The organism is Aliagarivorans taiwanensis DSM 22990, from assembly GCF_000429505.1.
In the GTDB taxonomy this organism is placed as follows: domain Bacteria; phylum Pseudomonadota; class Gammaproteobacteria; order Enterobacterales; family Celerinatantimonadaceae; genus Aliagarivorans; species Aliagarivorans taiwanensis.
The window spans coordinates 1-18,147 of sequence record NZ_AUBZ01000026.1; the positions used below are offsets into that span (position 1 = coordinate 1).

Annotated in this window: 12 protein-coding genes; 4 read left to right on the forward strand and 8 right to left on the reverse strand. The window is 50.6% G+C overall.

Features of this window, described 5'->3' with window-relative positions:
• Together G462_RS22805 and G462_RS24505 are read right to left on the reverse strand one after the other, a co-directional pair.
• On the reverse strand, nucleotides 1–6,680 hold a 6,680-nt coding region (locus G462_RS22805; protein WP_157378621.1), incomplete at its 3' end, for an RHS repeat-associated core domain-containing protein.
• Entirely contained in the window at nucleotides 6,670–6,987 is a 318-nt protein-coding gene (locus G462_RS24505; RefSeq protein WP_026971753.1) for a hypothetical protein, read from the reverse strand. The genes G462_RS24505 and G462_RS22805, both read right to left, overlap by 11 nt.
• Before the next feature lie 185 nt (nucleotides 6,988–7,172).
• On the opposite strand from G462_RS24505, the gene G462_RS0113165 reads away from it, so the two are divergent.
• The 3 genes from G462_RS0113165 to G462_RS24510 all read left to right on the forward strand — a co-directional run bounded on the left by G462_RS0113165 (nucleotide 7,173) and on the right by G462_RS24510 (nucleotide 8,356).
• Nucleotides 7,173–7,556, forward strand: a complete 384-nt coding sequence (locus tag G462_RS0113165) for a hypothetical protein (protein ID WP_026959402.1) — start codon at nucleotides 7,173–7,175, stop codon at nucleotides 7,554–7,556.
• A gap of 24 nt (nucleotides 7,557–7,580) precedes the next feature.
• On the forward strand, nucleotides 7,581–7,922 hold the full coding sequence (locus G462_RS0113170; protein ID WP_026959403.1) for a hypothetical protein: 342 nt from the start codon (nucleotides 7,581–7,583) through the stop codon (nucleotides 7,920–7,922).
• 92 nt (nucleotides 7,923–8,014) lie between these two features.
• On the forward strand, nucleotides 8,015–8,356 hold the full coding sequence (locus G462_RS24510) for a hypothetical protein (protein ID WP_157360278.1): 342 nt from the start codon (nucleotides 8,015–8,017) through the stop codon (nucleotides 8,354–8,356).
• A gap of 82 nt (nucleotides 8,357–8,438) precedes the next feature.
• On the opposite strand, the gene G462_RS0113180 is transcribed toward G462_RS24510, so the two are convergent.
• The 5 genes from G462_RS0113180 to G462_RS0113200 form a co-directional block, all read right to left on the reverse strand.
• Nucleotides 8,439–10,106, reverse strand: a complete 1,668-nt coding sequence (locus G462_RS0113180) for an ATP-binding protein (RefSeq protein WP_026959404.1) — start codon at nucleotides 10,104–10,106, stop codon at nucleotides 8,439–8,441.
• A gap of 5 nt (nucleotides 10,107–10,111) precedes the next feature.
• Nucleotides 10,112–12,196 carry a Mu transposase C-terminal domain-containing protein gene (locus tag G462_RS0113185; RefSeq protein ID WP_026959405.1) on the reverse strand — a complete coding sequence of 695 codons (2,085 nt, stop codon included), beginning with the start codon at nucleotides 12,194–12,196 and terminating at the stop codon, nucleotides 10,112–10,114.
• Entirely contained in the window at nucleotides 12,180–13,007 is an 828-nt protein-coding gene (locus G462_RS0113190) for a heteromeric transposase endonuclease subunit TnsA (protein WP_026959406.1), read from the reverse strand. Before G462_RS0113190 ends, G462_RS0113185 begins: the two co-directional genes overlap by 17 nt.
• A 144-nt stretch (nucleotides 13,008–13,151) precedes the next feature.
• Entirely contained in the window at nucleotides 13,152–14,984 is a 1,833-nt protein-coding gene (gene glmS, locus G462_RS0113195; protein WP_026959407.1) for a glutamine--fructose-6-phosphate transaminase (isomerizing), read from the reverse strand.
• A 7-nt stretch (nucleotides 14,985–14,991) separates the two neighbouring features.
• Nucleotides 14,992–15,750 (reverse strand): DeoR family transcriptional regulator, encoded by a 759-nt coding sequence (locus G462_RS0113200; protein ID WP_026959408.1) that lies wholly within the window; start codon nucleotides 15,748–15,750, stop codon nucleotides 14,992–14,994.
• A 169-nt stretch (nucleotides 15,751–15,919) separates the two neighbouring features.
• Between G462_RS0113200 and G462_RS22810 the strand changes: the two genes are divergently transcribed.
• Nucleotides 15,920–16,735 (forward strand): outer membrane beta-barrel protein, encoded by an 816-nt coding sequence (locus tag G462_RS22810; protein ID WP_051326741.1) that lies wholly within the window; start codon nucleotides 15,920–15,922, stop codon nucleotides 16,733–16,735.
• Nucleotides 16,736–16,737: 2 nt separating this feature from the next.
• On the opposite strand, the gene glmU is transcribed toward G462_RS22810, so the two are convergent.
• The gene (gene glmU, locus G462_RS0113210; protein ID WP_026959409.1) at nucleotides 16,738–18,102 is read right to left on the reverse strand and encodes a bifunctional UDP-N-acetylglucosamine diphosphorylase/glucosamine-1-phosphate N-acetyltransferase GlmU; all 1,365 of its coding nucleotides are present in this window, start codon (nucleotides 18,100–18,102) and stop codon (nucleotides 16,738–16,740) included.
• Nucleotides 18,103–18,147: the final 45 nt, after the last annotated feature.

Consider the following 18,147-nt stretch of genomic DNA (forward strand, 5'->3'; position numbering starts at 1 on the left):
CTTAAGAAGCCGGTACCAAAGTTATCCCCTTTCACCACATTCAGGCTGCCCCCTGCCATGCCGTGCACAAAGGAGCGGCCAAAGGGCGATTTGCCAAAGGTTTCATGCAATATCCCCGTATCACCGAGTGCATGCCCCACCCCTGCAAAGACCCCTGAAGTCAGGCCCGCAAAAAACGCGGATTGTATATCCATTCCCATCACCAGACCACCAATAAAGCCCATCCCAAAACCCAGGGCCATGCTGCCGATAGCGCCTAGTGGAACTTTTGCAGCAATTACCGCACTGACGATGCTGATGATGAGACCGAAGATGTTTCCGCTGGGGTCGTGGTATTTCAATGGGTTATTAACCACATAGGCATAGCGGTTATGGTTCAGGGCATCATCCGGTGATTGCATAGCAGGGTCGGGACTTAAGAATATCCCCAGGTTGGGATCGTATATCCGGGCATTCATATGGATAAGCCCCACTTCAGCAACATGCTCATGGCCGGTAAAGCCGCGGTTGGTCAAACTGCCAAATAGCAGCCCCGCGGGAAGCGGGGAGGTTTGCTCCCAGTCGATCGCCCGCGCTTCACCCCAAGGATCAAACCAGGTTTCGGATATCACTTGCCCCAAGGTATTGGTGATAAGATTTACCGAGTTCAGTGCATCCTGATGGAAGTAGTGGACCTCCCGGCTCAGTTCGCTATTGTCTGATACGCGCTCTGTCTTGATGGATACACCAATTGCGCGGCCTCCCACATACAGATAGTTACGTTGCTCTGCCTGATAGCCTTCCAGCCCTTCGTGATAGCGCTCTTCATAAACCTTACCCAGATAGAAGGTTTGATCATCACCGCCCGCGCGTTTTCTAACCCGCTGATTATCCGCGTCATAGACAAAGCTGACATGCTCGGTGCCTTTGCTAAGGGTTAACGCCTGACCGGCCAAGCCCCAGGTAAACTGCCGCTCTCCGATTGCGGTTACCGCGCCGCGCTGATTGTAACTAAGGGTATCCGTGCCCACCTGCGTGGGGCCAAACGCCCGGTTACCGTATTGATAACTCACCCCATTCTTGGTGAGGAAGTTACCCCGGGTATCGTAGCTAAAGGTCTCAGTGAAGCGGTTTGTTTTTCCTAGAACCGCATAGTTAGTCGAGTTGTATTCTGCTGAGATAAGCTGCTCAGCGCTGTCATAGCTAAAGGTTTCCTGAATGCCGCGGGTGAGATCGGTGCGCGACAGCATATTATCGTTTCTGTCGTAAATGTAAGCCATCTGCCTCAGCCATGAGCGTCCACTGAAGAGCTCAGTATCGCCGGGGCCGCGGGTGTCGATATTATGCAACTGACCCGTGCCATTGTGGTAGTTGTAGTCAGTCGTAACGCCATTCCCGAAACTCTCTGCGCGTACACGCCCGTGGGCGTCGACCTCGTGGGCTCGCCAGTAAACGCTATACTCGGGTGCGTCGAGATTTTCTAGCACGTACCCCCAGACACTCTCTCTGTCTACCTCATCCAGGCGTTTCATATCGAAGTAACCATAGAGTGCACCAACATGCGCGACTAGGCTGAGCATATCTTCTATCGCTTGAACGTAGGTGTCATAGCGCCCTACCAATAGCTCGCGGGCCACGCTGTAGTCATTCGCCATACTATTGAGAGTGCCGCGCCAATCATTTTGCACATAAGGATTCGTTGAGAATGTATTGCCATCGAGAATCACGATTTCTACCAGCCCTTCGGCGCTGAGTTCACCAAACCAGGCGTTGTCCGTACTCTCCGTAAATACGCCCCACGGCGTGTCACCACCTTGTGCTATCTCAAGGTATTCATCATGAGATATCTCAATGACTTCGGCAGTATTGGGATCGAAAATATAGTGAAAATCAGGCGTAATCAGCAGTGGGATGGTGACCGTCCCATGTAATGGCACAAAGGTATCCGGTGTCACCGTCATCGCATAGCCTTCATCGCTGTACCATACCCGATGTGCCCGGCCTTGGTAGCGCCCTAAGGTTGTGTCATTGACGCCCTCAACGGGAATGGTTTGCCCGGCGGCTTCACGCATCTCCAGCTCCCAAGCTTCAAGCTGTTTTAGCTGAGGCTTAATCTCTTCGGCGGCGGCCAGGTAGATTTCAGCATTGGCTATGGCTTCGTCAATGATATCCTGCACCTCCTCCCGGGAGATATCCATGGTGTTTTGACCTACCGGTCCGGTCAATGCACTTAGATGACCATGTTGATAGTGATAGATGATATCAAAACCATTTGGACGGCTTTCGGTGTCTAACTGCCCCTCGCTATTGTAGTCGTAATCAATAACCCACTGAATATCCCCGAGAGCCGGGTCGTGAAGTGCCTGGGTTTGCTTGGTCAGCTGACCCATGCCATGTGTATCTTCATCGACGGTCCATCTATATTCATACATTTGGACTACCGACTGCTCTGCCTGCAGCTCCCCATCAATCAGTACTTCAATGTGCTGCTCAGCAAGATTAGGCGCACCGTCCGAGGCATACACCCAGTACGCGCGCTCTTCCCGAGTATCGAGAATGCGGTTTTGCTGGTAGGCCTGGCCGATTTGGTCATACTTGGTGGTGGTCACGACACCTTCCGGATCGGTTTGAACAATAACTTCACCGAAGCCATTGTTGTCAAACGTCCACCGCCCCATTGCCGGGTCATCATGTACGGTCTTATGACCAAGGCGGTCATACTCAAAGAAGGTAGGGTGCTCACCATCGAGGGTCGTTTGCACAAGCCACCCTTTGGGGTGGTAGACGTAATCGATGGTGGCTTTGCCCTCGGACGTTTGTCGGATGACATCCCCCCGCGCATTCTCATAGCGTCGGCTCTGCACACCGTTTTTGTCGAATGTGGCGGTATAACCAGGAAAATACGCCGTACGGGTCATGTTCGTGGTTCCACCATCGCCGGATGGTTCAGAGATAGTGAGAGGCCGACCAATAGCATCGTAGGTCTGCACACTCCAATAGGGAGCATAGCCACTAAAGTAGGGGCGACTTATCCGAACAGGCTGGCCTCGATGGTCATACTCGATATCAACATAGATGGCTTTACCGTCCATCGAGTAACTCACTTCGCGAAGAGTGTGCCCGATATCGCTTATCACCTTGATGGTTGTTATGTCTCCCGGCGCACGCTCTATCTCACAGTAGGCAGCATCGGGAAGCCCTGATGCCTCGCAGTTTGAGCGGGTGCTGTCGGTTACACGCATTCGCGTGTAGGTCGTGTCAGTGGCAATACCAGGATAATCAATGGCTTCAACTCGCCCCAACCAGTCTCGGTAATAGGTAATGGTGGCATCTATAAAGCCTGGGGGTTTCTCTGTCTTAACGAAACCGGTAGTCGCATCGTAGGTGTAGGCGGTAGTTTGATTGCTGAGCTCCTCTGAGCCGTCGGGTTTGTATGCCAGATTTGAGACTTTTTGCTCGCGTAAAAACAGCCCTTTATCGTATTCATAAGTTACGACTCGGTCTATATCAGCACCGCTGGCCTGCATGGTCTCCTTCGTCACATTCCCCAGCGCGTCATACTCATAAATGGTCGTGAGGTAGGTATTACTATCCCCATTGGTTTCTGACTCAAGCAGCCCATTTTGGTAGTAGGTAAACGAGGCGGTATCACTATAGTCCCCCTCAGGCGTAATGTGTTTCACCGTGGTGCTCTCAACCCGGTTATTCTGCCAGGGCATATCCATGGCAGGTGGTTTGAAGGTGCTCACGGTTTCGGTTCTGTAGTAATCCCCCGGTATTAAGCTCACCAGTGAATCCACCTGACTCTCGATACGGCCAACATTCATAAACTCATCGAAGTCGCTGTAGTGAGTGTAGGTATCCGTAAGCTGCGTACCATCAAGCTCGAATGCCTGTTGCACGTTAGTTTGCAAGTGCGAAAACCAGATTTGCTCTGGATTCAATGCGCGCTGCGCATTGACCAATGTGGTCTCACAGGTTGCCACACCGGGTACCATTTTCCCTTGAGGGCTAACCATACAGTAGGCTGACTGCGAATGGTTGAGCAGTACTTCTGCCCCTGTGGTGGGAACAAGCACATCCTCAACTTCTGCTACTTGCCCGTTGAAAGGGAAAATGAGCGAGCGAGTCTCACGCACCTCATGGTTGGCTAATTCATCGCGCATCGCAACGTAGCCTAAGCCTAAAAATCCCCGGCCCTTAAGGCCGTCGCGAAACCCGCCATAGCGATAGGTTTTGTGGCCAACCAGCTGCTCTGTTTTTGGACTAAGCTGGATGACTTCATCAACCAAAAACATTCCGCGGTTAATGGACACTGTATTCGCCAACAGGTAGTCACGTTGCTCGTCGTTTTCGTAGTAAAGGAAGTCAGGATCGTAGTGAGTGCTACCACCGCCAATCGCTTGATAGCTAAACTTGATAGAGGCGCTATCTAGGCTGTCGACACGGGCTAAAAACTTATGGGATAAACTCCGGTTACCATGAAAGATCCTAGGCTCTTTATCTTCATCTAAAACAATAAAAGATACTCGGCCATCTCCTAACACATCAACAAAACTAGCAAAGTCTTGTTCCTTGATCTCTGGGACATCACTGATGATTTGCTCTGCGTCTAAGAAGAGCCCTGCCACTTGGTAACGGACATATAGCGCACCATCCAACCAATAGTAGAGATCTAATTGACCGTTACCACTGATATCGAAAAAGCCAACATTGTCACTAGATTCAATATCTTGGTGGGTTGTAGTCAAATCCTCCATGGTTGAGAAGTACCCAGTTCCCAACCCCTGTACAACGCGAATCGTGTTTTTGTTGGCCAGCCTCAAGAAATCGAGGTTACTATCACCATTGATGTCTTCCATCCAATCTAGAAAGCCACCTTCGAATGTTTGGAGAGGCGCACCCCATCGGCCAAAGCGTTGGGAGGCGTTAAGCGACATATCAAGACGATGAATACTGTTGACTGAAGAGCCAATAGGGCCACTACTTCCAGCATAGAGTTCCTTACCACTGTAATTTCCGGCGACACCGTCATTGTTGAAGTCCCCAAGATGAGTGATCACACTCATCTCTTGATTTCTACCGTTGTGTTTTTCGGTGTAGTTAACTATCCAAACGCTCTCTTGGAACACGCCATCACTGAGCTCCCGATATTGCTGCCTGAAGTGAAAATCATGTCTAGAGCCAACTCCTCCCTCTTTCGTCCAAGCTGATTCACAAATCAAATCGGCATAGCCGTTCCCGGTTACATCTGCCAGATATAAAGCATGAGCGGGGTGGTCATCATAGCAACCAACAGCGTAAGTAATTTCTTCGATTGCGGGTGTGGAAGCAGATGCGAACGCTTCTTGTACATAGGTACCTTCAACAATGGATACTTCCAAAGTGCGATCTTTTAGAAACACCAGATCATTTGTGCCATCTTGGTACAAATCCATCGATACTAAGCGACTGTGGTCACTAATGATCCCACCGCTGTCACTGAACAATTGCTTGTATTCCGCCCACTCAAGCAAGCCCTCTGCGTTTCTAGAACCTTGTGCAACATAGATTAATCCATCACTGTCTACCCCAATGAGATCTTGTGCTCCATTACCTGTAATGTCGGCCATATAGTTCGATTCATATCCGACCTGCTGAAAACGCGTATCTTCCTCAAACTCAACGCCACTACTTTCAAGTTGCCATTGATACTTAAAATCGATAGGAGGTAAGCAATCACTACTCCCTGGTGAGCACATCCTGACCTGAGTGAGGTAATCAACACCAAACTCATCCGCTGTGTAATAAAGCTCATAACGCCAAGCTTCAAATAAGCTGCTCCCTTTCACAGAGAGCGCGGATAAACGGTAATGGTGATTCTGGGGCCGGCCATGCACCCATCCTTGGGTTTGGTTTTCACTCTCAACCCAGGTAAAGTCAATACGCCCCGCGCCGGTAGTGGTGTTGATGTTACCGCCATACCAAACCGCTTTTAATCTCACAAACTGCTCATCTTCCTTCGCTCTACAGTCATCGTCTTGGTCTCTCGGATACTCACAGTACTCGTAAGCAATCATATTCGGGTGAGCAGCCGGGTTGGGTATATCGCCGGCATCCAGGTAGAGCCCCTCCGTTGTTGTTAACATCAGTTGCCTTACTGGATCGTGACTGTCAGGCTCCTCTTCGGCACTGGGGCCATAAACGGGCGTATTGTAAATGTGTAGCAACCCCTCAACATTGCGTATCTCAACCGTTGTCGGGCCGAAGTCATTGGCTTCACGAATAGTGATATAGTCGACTGGATTCACTTCCGCACGGTATTTTGCGCCTGCCTGACCGGGGCTTCCTTCAACCAAGATAAGTCGCTGTCCATCGAGGCAATAGGCATCGTCGGTTTGATACTGGGGAGGTTGGTTAATACCATCCACCGCTTCTGTTTTCTCACAACGATGGAACATGCTGCTGCCAGAGAAGGTCCAACCATACCCTGTCAATCCAGCACCACTGGTATGGTGATATACCAGCGAAAACTCTGGTTGGAGATTAGCTTTTCCCTGAGGGACTTCGATAGGGATGCGGTAGTTTGCTGTGCCATCCACAACATTAAACTCAGACGGCAACACGCCCGTATGGGTCGGAAGCGTGTCATCCGCCCAAGCAAGAGAGGCTGTCGCAAAAATGCTGCATAGCATTATGGTTGTCACGAACTTACTTCTCATGGGTGAGCTCCTTAAACCGTGCTATCCGCTTTTCAAGACGGGCAAGTTCCCCATCACTGTGAGTTGGAAGAGTTAATGCTGCTGTTGGGATATCGATTTCCGGTTGCTGTTGTTCAGCATCTTGAATGCGTTGAGAAACCGTTGTGAGTGTCTGTCTGGCGTGTTGCGAAATACGCGTTCCCGATGATTCGGAGGTTTCAGGTGGGGGAGAGGTATAGATTGTCGCAATGGGAACAGTTGAGAGCCGCCAGAAATATACAGCAATACAGACAGAAACAGCACAGAGCACATACAAAATCCATTTCATAGCGTTCTCCATTAGTTGGCTTTATAGCCATTTGCATTTGATTGACACCCAAGGGACCTATCACCTAAACATCAACATCCCGTGAGTTGAAAATACTTGTTGATCAAATGCTTAATATGATGTTGTATACAAATAACCGCTCTGTCAATAGGGTTTTATACTCGACCTGAGTACAAGGAGGTACCGTGAGAACACTACGCTTCGTAGCATGCCTAATTGGGAGCATCGTGATAGCGGCAAGTCGAGCTGATGCGCTCGATTTTCCGGTGGGACATTCTTCGGTGGCCGATGCTCAAATAACTCGCTTGATGATGGATGAGGCTTATCCACAAATCGTCTTTCTACAGCTAAGCGACGCACCAGATGAAAACGCTGAGTGTCATAGAAATAGTACTTGGCACTACGCCATTCCCATCAGCTCGCCTGAGGGGCAAAACATGTACAGCGCTTTGCTTGCGTTAAAAGCATCAGCAGGCCACGCGTTTTTTGGTGGGGCCGATGAGTGTGTGACTGAGCTGCCACCAGAGATTCTGGGAATAGAACGCTTAGCTCGACTTGAGTTGCACTAGCTTAGGACTTTGTCGGAGTGAACCATGAAGCGACTTTACATCGTTGTGACTACATTATTGATATTGGCACCGACACAAGTCAGTGCACTGATTAGCTGTACGGGTATCCCCAGGTTTGTGTACGCTGGCTACCATGGACCAACTCCAGCAGAGAACAGTTTCGGTGTTGAGCTCGACACTGTTGCCGGTATTCTTAACCTGGGTCAGACGTCCGATACGCAGGCAACGGCGCGTTACTCGATGATGCTGGCTGCACAGCGAGCGCAAAGCACCGTTATTTTAGAGTTTTTTAACCACTCACCTCCGGATGACTGCGATACGGTGGTTCAATCAAGAGAAGTGCCTACATCCGTCTATACACGTTAAGCACTGTGACACATCACAAGCATGCGTAAACACCTTGGTCTGGTTGACATCGAGTAAGTCAGGCCGTATTCCAGAGCAAATGGGAGGAACGAATGAAGACAAGCGTTATTGTTACAGCGATTTCACTGACACTGGCGTCGCTGCATGCCAACGCGCTAGTGAGCTGTTCGGGCATACCTCGCTTTGTGTATGTGGGGTATCATGGCCCGTCACCTGCGGAAAGCAGCTATGGTGTCATGCTGAGCACCGGGAATGGTGTATTACACCTTGGCCCCACTTCCGGCACTCTAGCAACCGCACGATATTCAATGATGCTTGCTGCACAGCAGGCCCAGAGCAGCGTAACCATCGAGTATTTTAATCTATCAGCACCTGATGATTGCGATACGGCAGTGGAGTTGAAAGAGGTACCTACCTCTGTTTACTCGCGCTAGAAGCAACTCAAATAAGTGCTTCATTAGTAAGTTCAACCATCCTAGCTCTTGCAAAAATAATGAGGAGGATGGCTATCATACTCTACCTGCAAGTTTTGCATCCACCCAACCATGACTCCATTGGGAAGATGACTCCTTGCTCATTTAGAGTGTCGTACAAATCTTCTTCACTGGAAAACTGGTAGCGCAGGTCGTTAGCACTGAGGGTCCCCCAGTTAGCTGGTTTGACGACTTGGCCGCTTCGAGCCTCCTCTTGCTCTATTTCAGCGTCACCTTCATACCAATCCAAAACAATAGGCATGAGCTCTCGTATCTTCATATCGGGGCTTTGCTTAAATGCTCGTTCTACTAACGGAGCTACGCGGCTGGCCTCACAGTCCATACCCACGAGCAAGTGATATAAGCGTTGAGCTTGGGGGTTGCCATCAAACACACCCAGCTCAGGTTCCTGTTTACCTGCTTCAGCAATTCGCTGACGAAGGTCGAGTAGTTGCTTGTCGATTTGTGGCACATGTAGGTCTGAGTACTTCACCACGAGTTCTGGATCGCCCGAACGCAGTGCAGCCAGCATAGGGTGTACCGGCTTAAACTCATCTTCAAATACCTTTCTCATTAACTTGAGTGAGATCCGCTCGCTACGATTAGCGATTGCCCACAGCTGAGTGAGAACAAACAGCTTCACCACGATATCGTGAACGCCTTGGGTCAACTCATACCAACCATCTCGGAGCTCATCTGTCAGCACGTCATCTTTACGCTGAAGCCACTGATAGCGCCAAAGTTTTCTTGCAAAAGCACTCCATTCTGAATGCTTAATGCGATCAGAGCCTTTATGTCTTTCTGGAGCCTCGTTCTTCATAGGCTCCCAAAATAGCGATCCAAACCCAGCAACACGCCGACCAGATTGAAGCTCCAACTCAAGAATAGGCCGAGCTTTGGGGGTACCGACCAACACAACTGGCACGCCAATGGTGTTTACCAGCTCAACGAAAAATTCCAGCATGTCTTTCTCATCATCGGAACTTTGCCGGCTTAAACGCTGAATCTCATCGATTACCAATATGCCAATTGCTCGCTGGGTGGCAATTTGACCCATTAAGGCGAGCAGGGTATCGGTACCCACGCGCTTTTGGGTGTATTTCTGCTCATAGTTAGTATTAAGCTTTTGATCGATGGCTCTGAAAAAGTTAACGCACAAGCTTTTAAGCGTACCCTTTGCCGGGCATTCGATTTTCAGGTGAACCAGCTGAATAAAGTTGTACTTTTCGTGGTAAATCACTTGCGGGTAGTTCGCTAAAATACGATTCAGCGTAGTGCTTTTACCGCAGCCTGACACACCGATAAGTGCGAAGCTGCTGGCTGTAGAAGGCGCTTTAGCAAAGCGAAAGCTCGACAATTCACCTCGCTTTATGCGCTCATAACCATCTTGTAAGTGACTTTTGAGCGAACCATCTTCCAGATTTCGGCCCACGTAGCCACGGCGCATCATAATTGAGATCTTTTCTTCTAGTCGCAGGTGGTTCGCTAAAGGCTGGAAAAAGTCATCGAGCAGGCCTGCAATCTCATGTGCACGGATTCGCCCATCGGAGAATGCATCTCCTGGCTGATAGCTAACCTTACCTCGCAGTCCGTCTCGGACTTGCTCTACCTGCATAATTGGCGGCAATGCTTCAATGAAGGGATTCCCCCTATAGCGCTCTACACCAGGGTCTTGATACACGGCATCGACGGTGTTTTCAGGTAAGGTCATAACTATCAGTCCTCATGATCATCAAACAGCTCATCAATGAAATCAGGGTAAGTGCAGTCATCTTCCTGCTCGGCTCTTAGAGGTGTGACAGGGGCTTTAACCTGGCTTGTGTTGGTAGGGCTATACGCTGCGCCTTGCCGCTCTTGCTGCTTCTCCTGCTCCCGATTGCTTCTGATGGTAGCAATTCTCTCAGCTTTAGTGAGCCCTTGGTGGTTAGGCTTGTTAGCAACGGCTTGCTTGATTTTCTGCTGCACAAAGCTCTCATGATCGCGGCGCTGCTTATCATCAACCAACAGCTGCTTAGCCATTGATGATTTTTGCTTGGCTTGCTGCCGCCATACATCCCAGAATGAACACCCTTGATACTCACGCGAATGGTCAGAGAGCTTACATACCCAATGTTCGAGCGAGCCGTTTTTAGTAAATAGATAGATATGATCGGCGGAGTTCGGGTCATATGCCGCAAGTAAACTTTCTGGGCGTTTGACTGACGAATCACGATGTAACCAGCCGCTCTCAAGCATCTCGCTACAAGTGTAATAAAGCCCGAATGCACATACACCCAGCTCAGATGTAGATACTTTCACTCTGGGCATCATAGCGACTCTGAGTGCAGCCTCACTGGCTTGTCTTAACCGACCGGTGCGGTTTTGGATACCCCAGTTCCAGATGGATAAGGGCGTCATCTCCAAATCGGTCGGCATATCTGGTGCGCGGTCGTATTTTTTGAGAACAGCAAACTGGTTGTGCATCAGTACCGAAGATACGATGATCTCAGTGAAATCTTGTACGGTGAGCGCTGCATCCAAACGGTAGTCCTTCCCACCGCGCTTTTTGACTTTCGTTCCCGTTACCACGCCCGGCGCAAAAGGCTTAAAGTCAGCCTGAACCCACTTAAAATGCCTCTCAACTATGCCTTTAGCGGAGCCTTGATGTGGAGGCGTGTTTTCGATACGCACCGAAAAACTGCTTTCCAGCGATTCAATTTGATGGCCCAGTAGCTCACCGCGATCAGCGAGTATTGCATCGGGAAGGCCCAAGGCTGGCCATTGCTCATCAGAGATATCAAAGCCTATGGATTTACAGTAATCCACTTTACTGGTCATCGAGTTCACAAGCGCTTGCATAGCGACCGCATAAGAAGGGTTTTCAAAACCAATGTATACCCCGGTAATTAGCCGAGAGAACACATCGACAACCGCATAAACCGTTGGTCTTCCCACAATGGCAGACTTGTCGCGAGTTGATACCAGGTAGATATCGGCGATTGTTGCATCGATCTCATAGCGGCTTCCAGGACCCATCGCTTGGGTGGTTGCGGTGGATGTTAAAGGCCGAACATCGTTGCGGTAGTTGTTCTTATTGTTACGCTTTTGCAGTTTCTCAATAGTTGAGTACTCACGCTTATAGAAGTGCTTCATCTGCCAAATTGAGGGGATCTCCTCTTCGGGCACATGTGGATTATGAGTCGTGTATATGCTCTGAAAACGCCGGTAAGCATAGGGAACTGATGCGTTTCTCTCTTTAAGTAAGTACTTGTCGATGGCTATCCGAAACAACCGCTCAACGCTTGCATCCATATTTGCGCCAATACCCGGTTTGTATACCCGTGGCCGGCCTAGTTTTTTGTCCTTGGCGTGTCGCTTCTTCCCTTTAGCTCCCGAGTTATGGTAGTCGGGCAGTAAGGCATTGGGCATTTGTCCACGTTGCCAGTAACGGCGCAATAAGCGATACAACGTTTGCTTAGTGAAACCATGCTTTTGCATGGCTTCACCAATCAAGCGCCCACGGATCCGACGGTCATAGTATTCAGGGTGGCTAACAATGGACGAGATAACAGCCATGTTTTTATCGCGTTTGAGCTTGGCAGTGGTACCGTCTTCCGGCTGTATCATGGCGAGTGATGCAAATGGGTCCTCACAACGAAGTAAGCGCTCCTCGTCAATTGCTTGTACCAACTCATGCTGTCGGATCAGCTCAGGGAACGCTGAAGCATCCTCGATGCTGATCCAAATGTACTCACCAGTTAAGCAACTGAGAATGCGGTACTCATGACCGTCAAGACTGACTACCTCATTGGTTTGAAACATTCAGTTCCTCCAACATCTTAGCAACGTTACCTACTGAAAGGTCACGCCCCTTTAGCTGTAAATAGGGCGTGAAAACATCAAACTGAAAGCAGCGTAATGCCAACAACTGGCGCATCTCAAACAGCGACTCGCCAGGCTCTAGGGAGTAAGCCACATCCAGCTTTTTCGCAATATCGACCACTCGTAGATCTGGGTTTTCATTCATCTGATGGGCGTAGAAACTGAGCTTATTCAGTAAGCTCTGTTGAGGCTGCGAGTTTGATTGCTCTGGATAAAGCCAAAGGATGTTACTGAAGACGACCTTGGGGATCTCTTTTTCAGTAACGATCATCCAAGGAATAGATTTTTCTTCCCAATACCGACGTTCTAGCTCGAGCTTCTCAACCGTGGCGGCATCGGCCAAAAACTTAGAGTATTTAGCCTGCAGAGCAAACTTGGGTTGTTGGGCATCGCGGGTGTTCACCAGAAAATCTGATGACATTACATTGAGTATCTGACCACTTTTAGGATGTCGAATACCAGCATCGGCAGCAAGTACCCGTGTAACTTCACGATCCAGTGGGAACTGCTCGCGAATATCTTGGGTATCACGATGCCACTCAAGCATAAGAAAGACAGCAAGCTCTAAATCGGAAAGTAGATGATGGGTGCGCTGGGTTTTGTGACCAAACGTACGATGTGAGCGCCCATCAGAGGGAACATCTCGAACGGTTATCCATGGTTTGTAGTCAGCTCCGCGCCCTTGACCCCGGCCTTGTTTAATCCAACGCCGGATCTTCGCTTCAGTGAGTTCGTACTTCCCTTTTGCCATAACAAAAACCGCCAAACCATGCTCACTATTTGAGCATATGCTTGACGGCCTTAGTATGCAACTTTATTACTCAGTATGAATCTTTATTACTCAGTATGAGACTTTATTACTCTCCCACACCTCCTTTTTAACGACATAAAATGTTTATTCCACGGTTACCGACTTAGCCAGATTTCGCGGCTGGTCTACATCGGTACCTTTAATCAAGGCCACGTAGTAAGACAGCAGCTGCAGCGGCACGGTGTAGACGATCGGTGCGATCAGCTCGTCGACATGTGGAACACTCAGCACCCGCATGGTGTCATCACTTTCGAACTTGGCGTCTCCGTCTGCAAACACGTAAAGAATACCGCCGCGGGCACGTACCTCTTCCACGTTGGATTTAAGCTTCTCCAACAGTTCGTTATTCGGCGCCACCACGATAATCGGCATTTCGGCATCAATCAGTGCCAAGGGGCCATGCTTCAGCTCTCCTGCTGCATAGGCTTCGGCGTGGATATAGGAGATCTCTTTAAGCTTTAGTGCCCCTTCCATCGCGATGGGGTATTGGCTGCCGCGCCCAAGGAACAGGCTATGCTGCATATCGGCAAACTCTTCGGCCAGGGCTTCGATAGGCTCAGCCAAGGTTAGCGCTTGCTCTAGCTTAGCAGGCAAGCTTTGCAGTGCATGCACCAGCGCGGCTTCTTGCTCATCGTTCATCAGGTTATGGCGGCCAATTGCGCCCACCAGCATCAGCAAGCCAGCTAGCTGAACGGTAAAGGCCTTGGTTGACGCTACGCCAATCTCGGCGCCCGCTTTCATCATATAGGCCATGTCTGACTCACGCACCAGCGATGAGCCGGGCACGTTGCAGATGGTCAGGCTGGCCATGTAGCCTTGTTCTTTGGCCAGGCGCAGCGCTGCTAAGGTATCGGCGGTCTCACCGCTTTGCGAGATGGTCACCAGCAGGCTGTTGGGCAGTACCACCGACTTGCGGTAGCGAAACTCTGAAGCGATCTCCACATTGCAGCTTACGCCAGCCAGTTCTTCGAACCAGTAGCGCGCCACCATACCGGCGTGATAGCTGGTGCCACAGGCAATGATCTGTACATGTTTCACATCGCTAAGCAGCTCAACAGCGTTATCGCCAAATACATCATCCAATACTCGCCCTTGGCCCAGTCGACCATCCAAGGTGCGTTGTATGGCCAAAGGCTGCTCGTAGATCTCTTTGAGCATGTAGTGGCGGTACTGACCTTTGTCTCCGGCATCGTGGGAGGCTTTGGATTCGATGATATCGCGAACCACCGACTCGCCATTTTTATCAAAGATATTCACTTCAAAGCGGGTAACCTCAGCCACATCGCCTTCTTCTAAGAAGCTGAAGCGACGGGTTACCGGTAGCAAGGCCAGCTGATCGGAGGCAATAAAGTTTTCACCGAGTCCATAGCCAATCACCAAAGGGCTGCCAGAGCGGGCCACTACAACTTTGGAAGGATCACGCTTATCCATGATCACTGTGCCATAGGCGCCTTCCAGCTCAGACACTGCCGATTGCACCGCGCTCAGCAGCGTTTCGTGATGCTTAATCTTATGGTCGACCAGGTGGGCGATCACCTCGGTGTCGGTATCGGAGCTGAAGTGATAGCCCTCGGCTTTGAGCAGCTCACGCAACTCAGCGTGGTTTTCGATGATGCCGTTGTGCACCACGGCAATCGTTTCACATGAAACATGGGGGTGGGCGTTGCGCTCGCTCGGCTCGCCATGGGTTGCCCAACGGGTATGGGCGATACCGGTGCCGCCAATGACGGGCGTCTGTGCTAAGGCATCGGCCAGCTCCTGTACCTTGCCTAAGCGGCGAACCCGCTGCAGCTGGCCATCGCCATCAATGGTTGCCACTCCGGCTGAGTCGTAGCCGCGATACTCCAGTCGGCGTAGTCCTTCTACTAAAATATCTGCGACATCACGCTGTGCAACTGCACCTACAATTCCGCACATAAGATCCTCACACAATAATTAATTTGATACCCAGCGCTTCAATGCTCGCGCGGTCTTCGCTGGAAAGAGTTTTGTCTGTTACCAAGGTATCGATGGAGTCCCAAGGGAGCTCCAGATTGGGAATTTTTCGCCCTACTTTGTCGGCTTCCACCATCACAATGACTTCGCGTGCCGCTTCTGCCATCACCCGGCTTAAACCAATTAACTCGTTGAAGGTAGTCGTGCCTCGATTGATATCGATGCCATCGGCACCGATAAACAGCTGATCGAAGTCATAAGCGCGTAATACCTGCTCTGCGACCTGTCCTTGGAATGCCTCGGAATGCGGGTCCCAAGTGCCGCCGGTCATCAGCAGGGTAGGCTCGTTCTCAAGCTCCCGTAAGCTATTGGCAATGTTCAAGGAGTTAGTCATCACGATCAGCCCTTGCTTGTTGCCCAGCTCAGGCAGCATGGCGGCGGTGGTTGAGCCACTGTCGATAATCAAGCGATTGTGATCGCGGATCAGTTTGGCTGCCGCCTTGGCTATCGCCAGTTTTCGCTTTGAAACCGGCTCACCGGGCTTTTCTGCCGCCATCTCGGAGGGAAGTGGGATGGCACCTCCATAGCGACGCAACAACAAACCACTGCTCTCGAGAGCGGCTAAATCCTTGCGGATAGTCACCTCGGAGGTTTGTAGCTCGGATGCCATTTGATCGACGCTAAGTTCACCGTGCTGCTCAAGGTATTGCATTAAAAGACGACGGCGCTGTTGGGGCGTATATTTCATTTCTAAACGTCCAAGGTTTCACTTCGAAAAAAGACTAATAAAAACAACGATAACTAGCAACGTTCAAACGCAAGTAGTGGTCGATACCTGAGCGCGGATCACTTATATTTATTATTAGCTCACTAATAACTCTTTTACACTTCACTTCGCTAAGGAAAGCAACAGTGAAATGCACTTCGACACTCTTTGTACTATTTTGTTTGGCTGCCCCGCATGGGCCGGTGATTTTGTGGTGGATATCGGTGGCTTCTGGGCAAAAACCGACTCTACGGTTACCAGCAAGGCACTTGATGGCAACCCGATTACCTTGGACTTCGAAGACAACCTAGCCCTTAGGGATAACCAAGTCCTGCCTTACTTATGGCTGGGTTATCGCTTCAATGAACGACACATTGTCTACCTGGACTGGAAGCTGCTACACCGCAGCGCAGCTAACGTCTCTGAAGTCGACTTTGTTATCCCAGAACACCCAGAAAGCGGCATCACCGCTGGCTCCCGTATCGATACCCGCTTAGATATCGATGTTGCACGGCTAGGCTATGCCTATTCGTTCTATCAACGGCCCAACGCAGAGGCCGGCGTATCGCTAGGCTTGCATCTTATGTTTATCGACTTGGGATTCTCGGGCGAGCTCAGCGGCTGTGTCACTCTGCCAAGTGGTGAGAGTGAGTGCGCCAGAGTGGAATCGGGGGAGCAAAGCGTCAGTGATTCGGTGACTGCGCCCTTACCCGACATAGGCATGTGGTTTAACTATCGGCTTTACAAGCAACTATGGCTGGATACCCATGTGCAGTGGTTCTATCTGAAAGTTGATGATATTTCGGGAAGTTTGCTGGATGTACATGCAGGGCTGAAATATACATTGACCCCTGACTGGGACATCGGCTTGGGCTACAACTACTATCGGGTCGAAATTGATTGGGATAGCACCGAGCTGCGCTATAACTACCGCGGCCCGATGCTTAATGTGCGTTACCGCTTTTAAGGCTACTTATCGCCCTTGGTAGGGCGCTTCCAACCGCTAAGATTGCGCTGGCGGGTTCGCGAGATTGCCAAGGTCTCTGCTTCAACATCAGAGGTAACGGTTGTTCCCGCGCCCACAGTGGCATTTTTACCCACCGTTACCGGCGCCACCAGCTGGCTGTCGCTACCAATAAAGGCGCCGTCTTCAATCACCGTTTTGTGTTTATTGGCACCGTCGTAGTTACAGGTGATGGTGCCCGCACCAATGTTCACCTGTTGACCCACTTCTGTATCGCCCAGATAAGTCAGATGTCCGGCCTTAGAGCCCTCGCCTAACACAGCATTCTTCATCTCAACAAAGTTGCCGATATGGGCATCTTTAGCCAGCTTGGCGCCGGGGCGCAAACGCGCAAACGGGCCAGCAGAAGACAGCTCGCCCATCTCCGCCTGCTCGATAACCGAGTTGGCTTTAACCGTGGCGCCATCGGCAATGCTACAGTTGCGCAGTACACAGTTAGGCTCAATGGTTACCCCATTGCCGATGCTGACCTTGCCTTCGATGACCACATTGATGTCGATAAAGCAGTCTTTACCAATACTTAGCTCACCACGCAGATCGAAGCGGGTGGCATCGCTCAGGCTCACGCCGTCTGCCAGCAAAGCTTCCGCCTGCTGCAGTTGGTAGGCGCGCTCCAAGCGGTTGAGCTGGATACGGTCATTCACACCTTGCACCTCAACCAGTGAGGCGGGCTGCACCGTTTGCACGGTCTTTCCGTCCTGCACTGCCATCTCAATCAGGTCAGTCACATAGTACTCACCTTGGGCATTATCGTTATTGAGTTGCGCCAACCAACGTTTAAAGTCGCGCCCTTTGGCCACCAGCACACCGGTATTCACTTCGCAAATCGCTAGTTGCTCGGGCGAGGCATCTTTGTGCTCAACAATGGCGGTAACGCCTTGCGCATTGCGCACGATACGGCCGTAGCCAGTAGGGTCATCCAAGTTCACGGTAAGCAGTGCGATGCCGCCTTCCGGCAAGGCTTGGGTTAACTGCTCAATGGTATCTTTGGCAATCAATGGGGTATCGCCGTAGAGCATCACCACCGCTTCATCATCACCAAAGTAAGGCGCTGCTTGCTGCATGGCGTGGCCGGTACCCAGCTGCTCGGCCTGATGCACCCAGTTCAGCTCTGGCTCTGAGATCTGCGCCTTTAGCAGCTCCGCACCATGGCCATAAATCAGATGAACCGCCGAAGGAGACAGGGTCTTGGCGGTGTCGATAACATGCTGCACCATCGGCTTGTTTGCCAGCTTATGAAGAACTTTGGGTAGATCGGAGCGCATACGCGTTCCTTTGCCTGCAGCGAGAATAGCTACGCTGAAATTCATAGTGATTCCTATCAGATACCTTGGTGTGTCTGGCTATTACTATAA

Coding starts and splice junctions, on each gene's coding strand:
- G462_RS0113200 (WP_026959408.1), bottom strand. CDS start 15,750: ATGAAATATACGCCCCAACAGCGCCGTCGTCTTTTAATGCAATACCTT.
- G462_RS0113170 (WP_026959403.1), top strand. CDS start 7,581: ATGAAGCGACTTTACATCGTTGTGACTACATTATTGATATTGGCACCG.
- G462_RS24505 (WP_026971753.1), bottom strand. CDS start 6,987: ATGAAATGGATTTTGTATGTGCTCTGTGCTGTTTCTGTCTGTATTGCT.
- glmS (WP_026959407.1), bottom strand. CDS start 14,984: ATGTGCGGAATTGTAGGTGCAGTTGCACAGCGTGATGTCGCAGATATT.
- G462_RS0113180 (WP_026959404.1), bottom strand. CDS start 10,106: ATGACCTTACCTGAAAACACCGTCGATGCCGTGTATCAAGACCCTGGT.
- G462_RS0113185 (WP_026959405.1), bottom strand. CDS start 12,196: ATGTTTCAAACCAATGAGGTAGTCAGTCTTGACGGTCATGAGTACCGC.
- G462_RS0113190 (WP_026959406.1), bottom strand. CDS start 13,007: ATGGCAAAAGGGAAGTACGAACTCACTGAAGCGAAGATCCGGCGTTGG.
- glmU (WP_026959409.1), bottom strand. CDS start 18,102: ATGAATTTCAGCGTAGCTATTCTCGCTGCAGGCAAAGGAACGCGTATG.
- G462_RS22810 (WP_051326741.1), top strand. CDS start 15,920: ATGCACTTCGACACTCTTTGTACTATTTTGTTTGGCTGCCCCGCATGG.
- G462_RS24510 (WP_157360278.1), top strand. CDS start 8,015: ATGAAGACAAGCGTTATTGTTACAGCGATTTCACTGACACTGGCGTCG.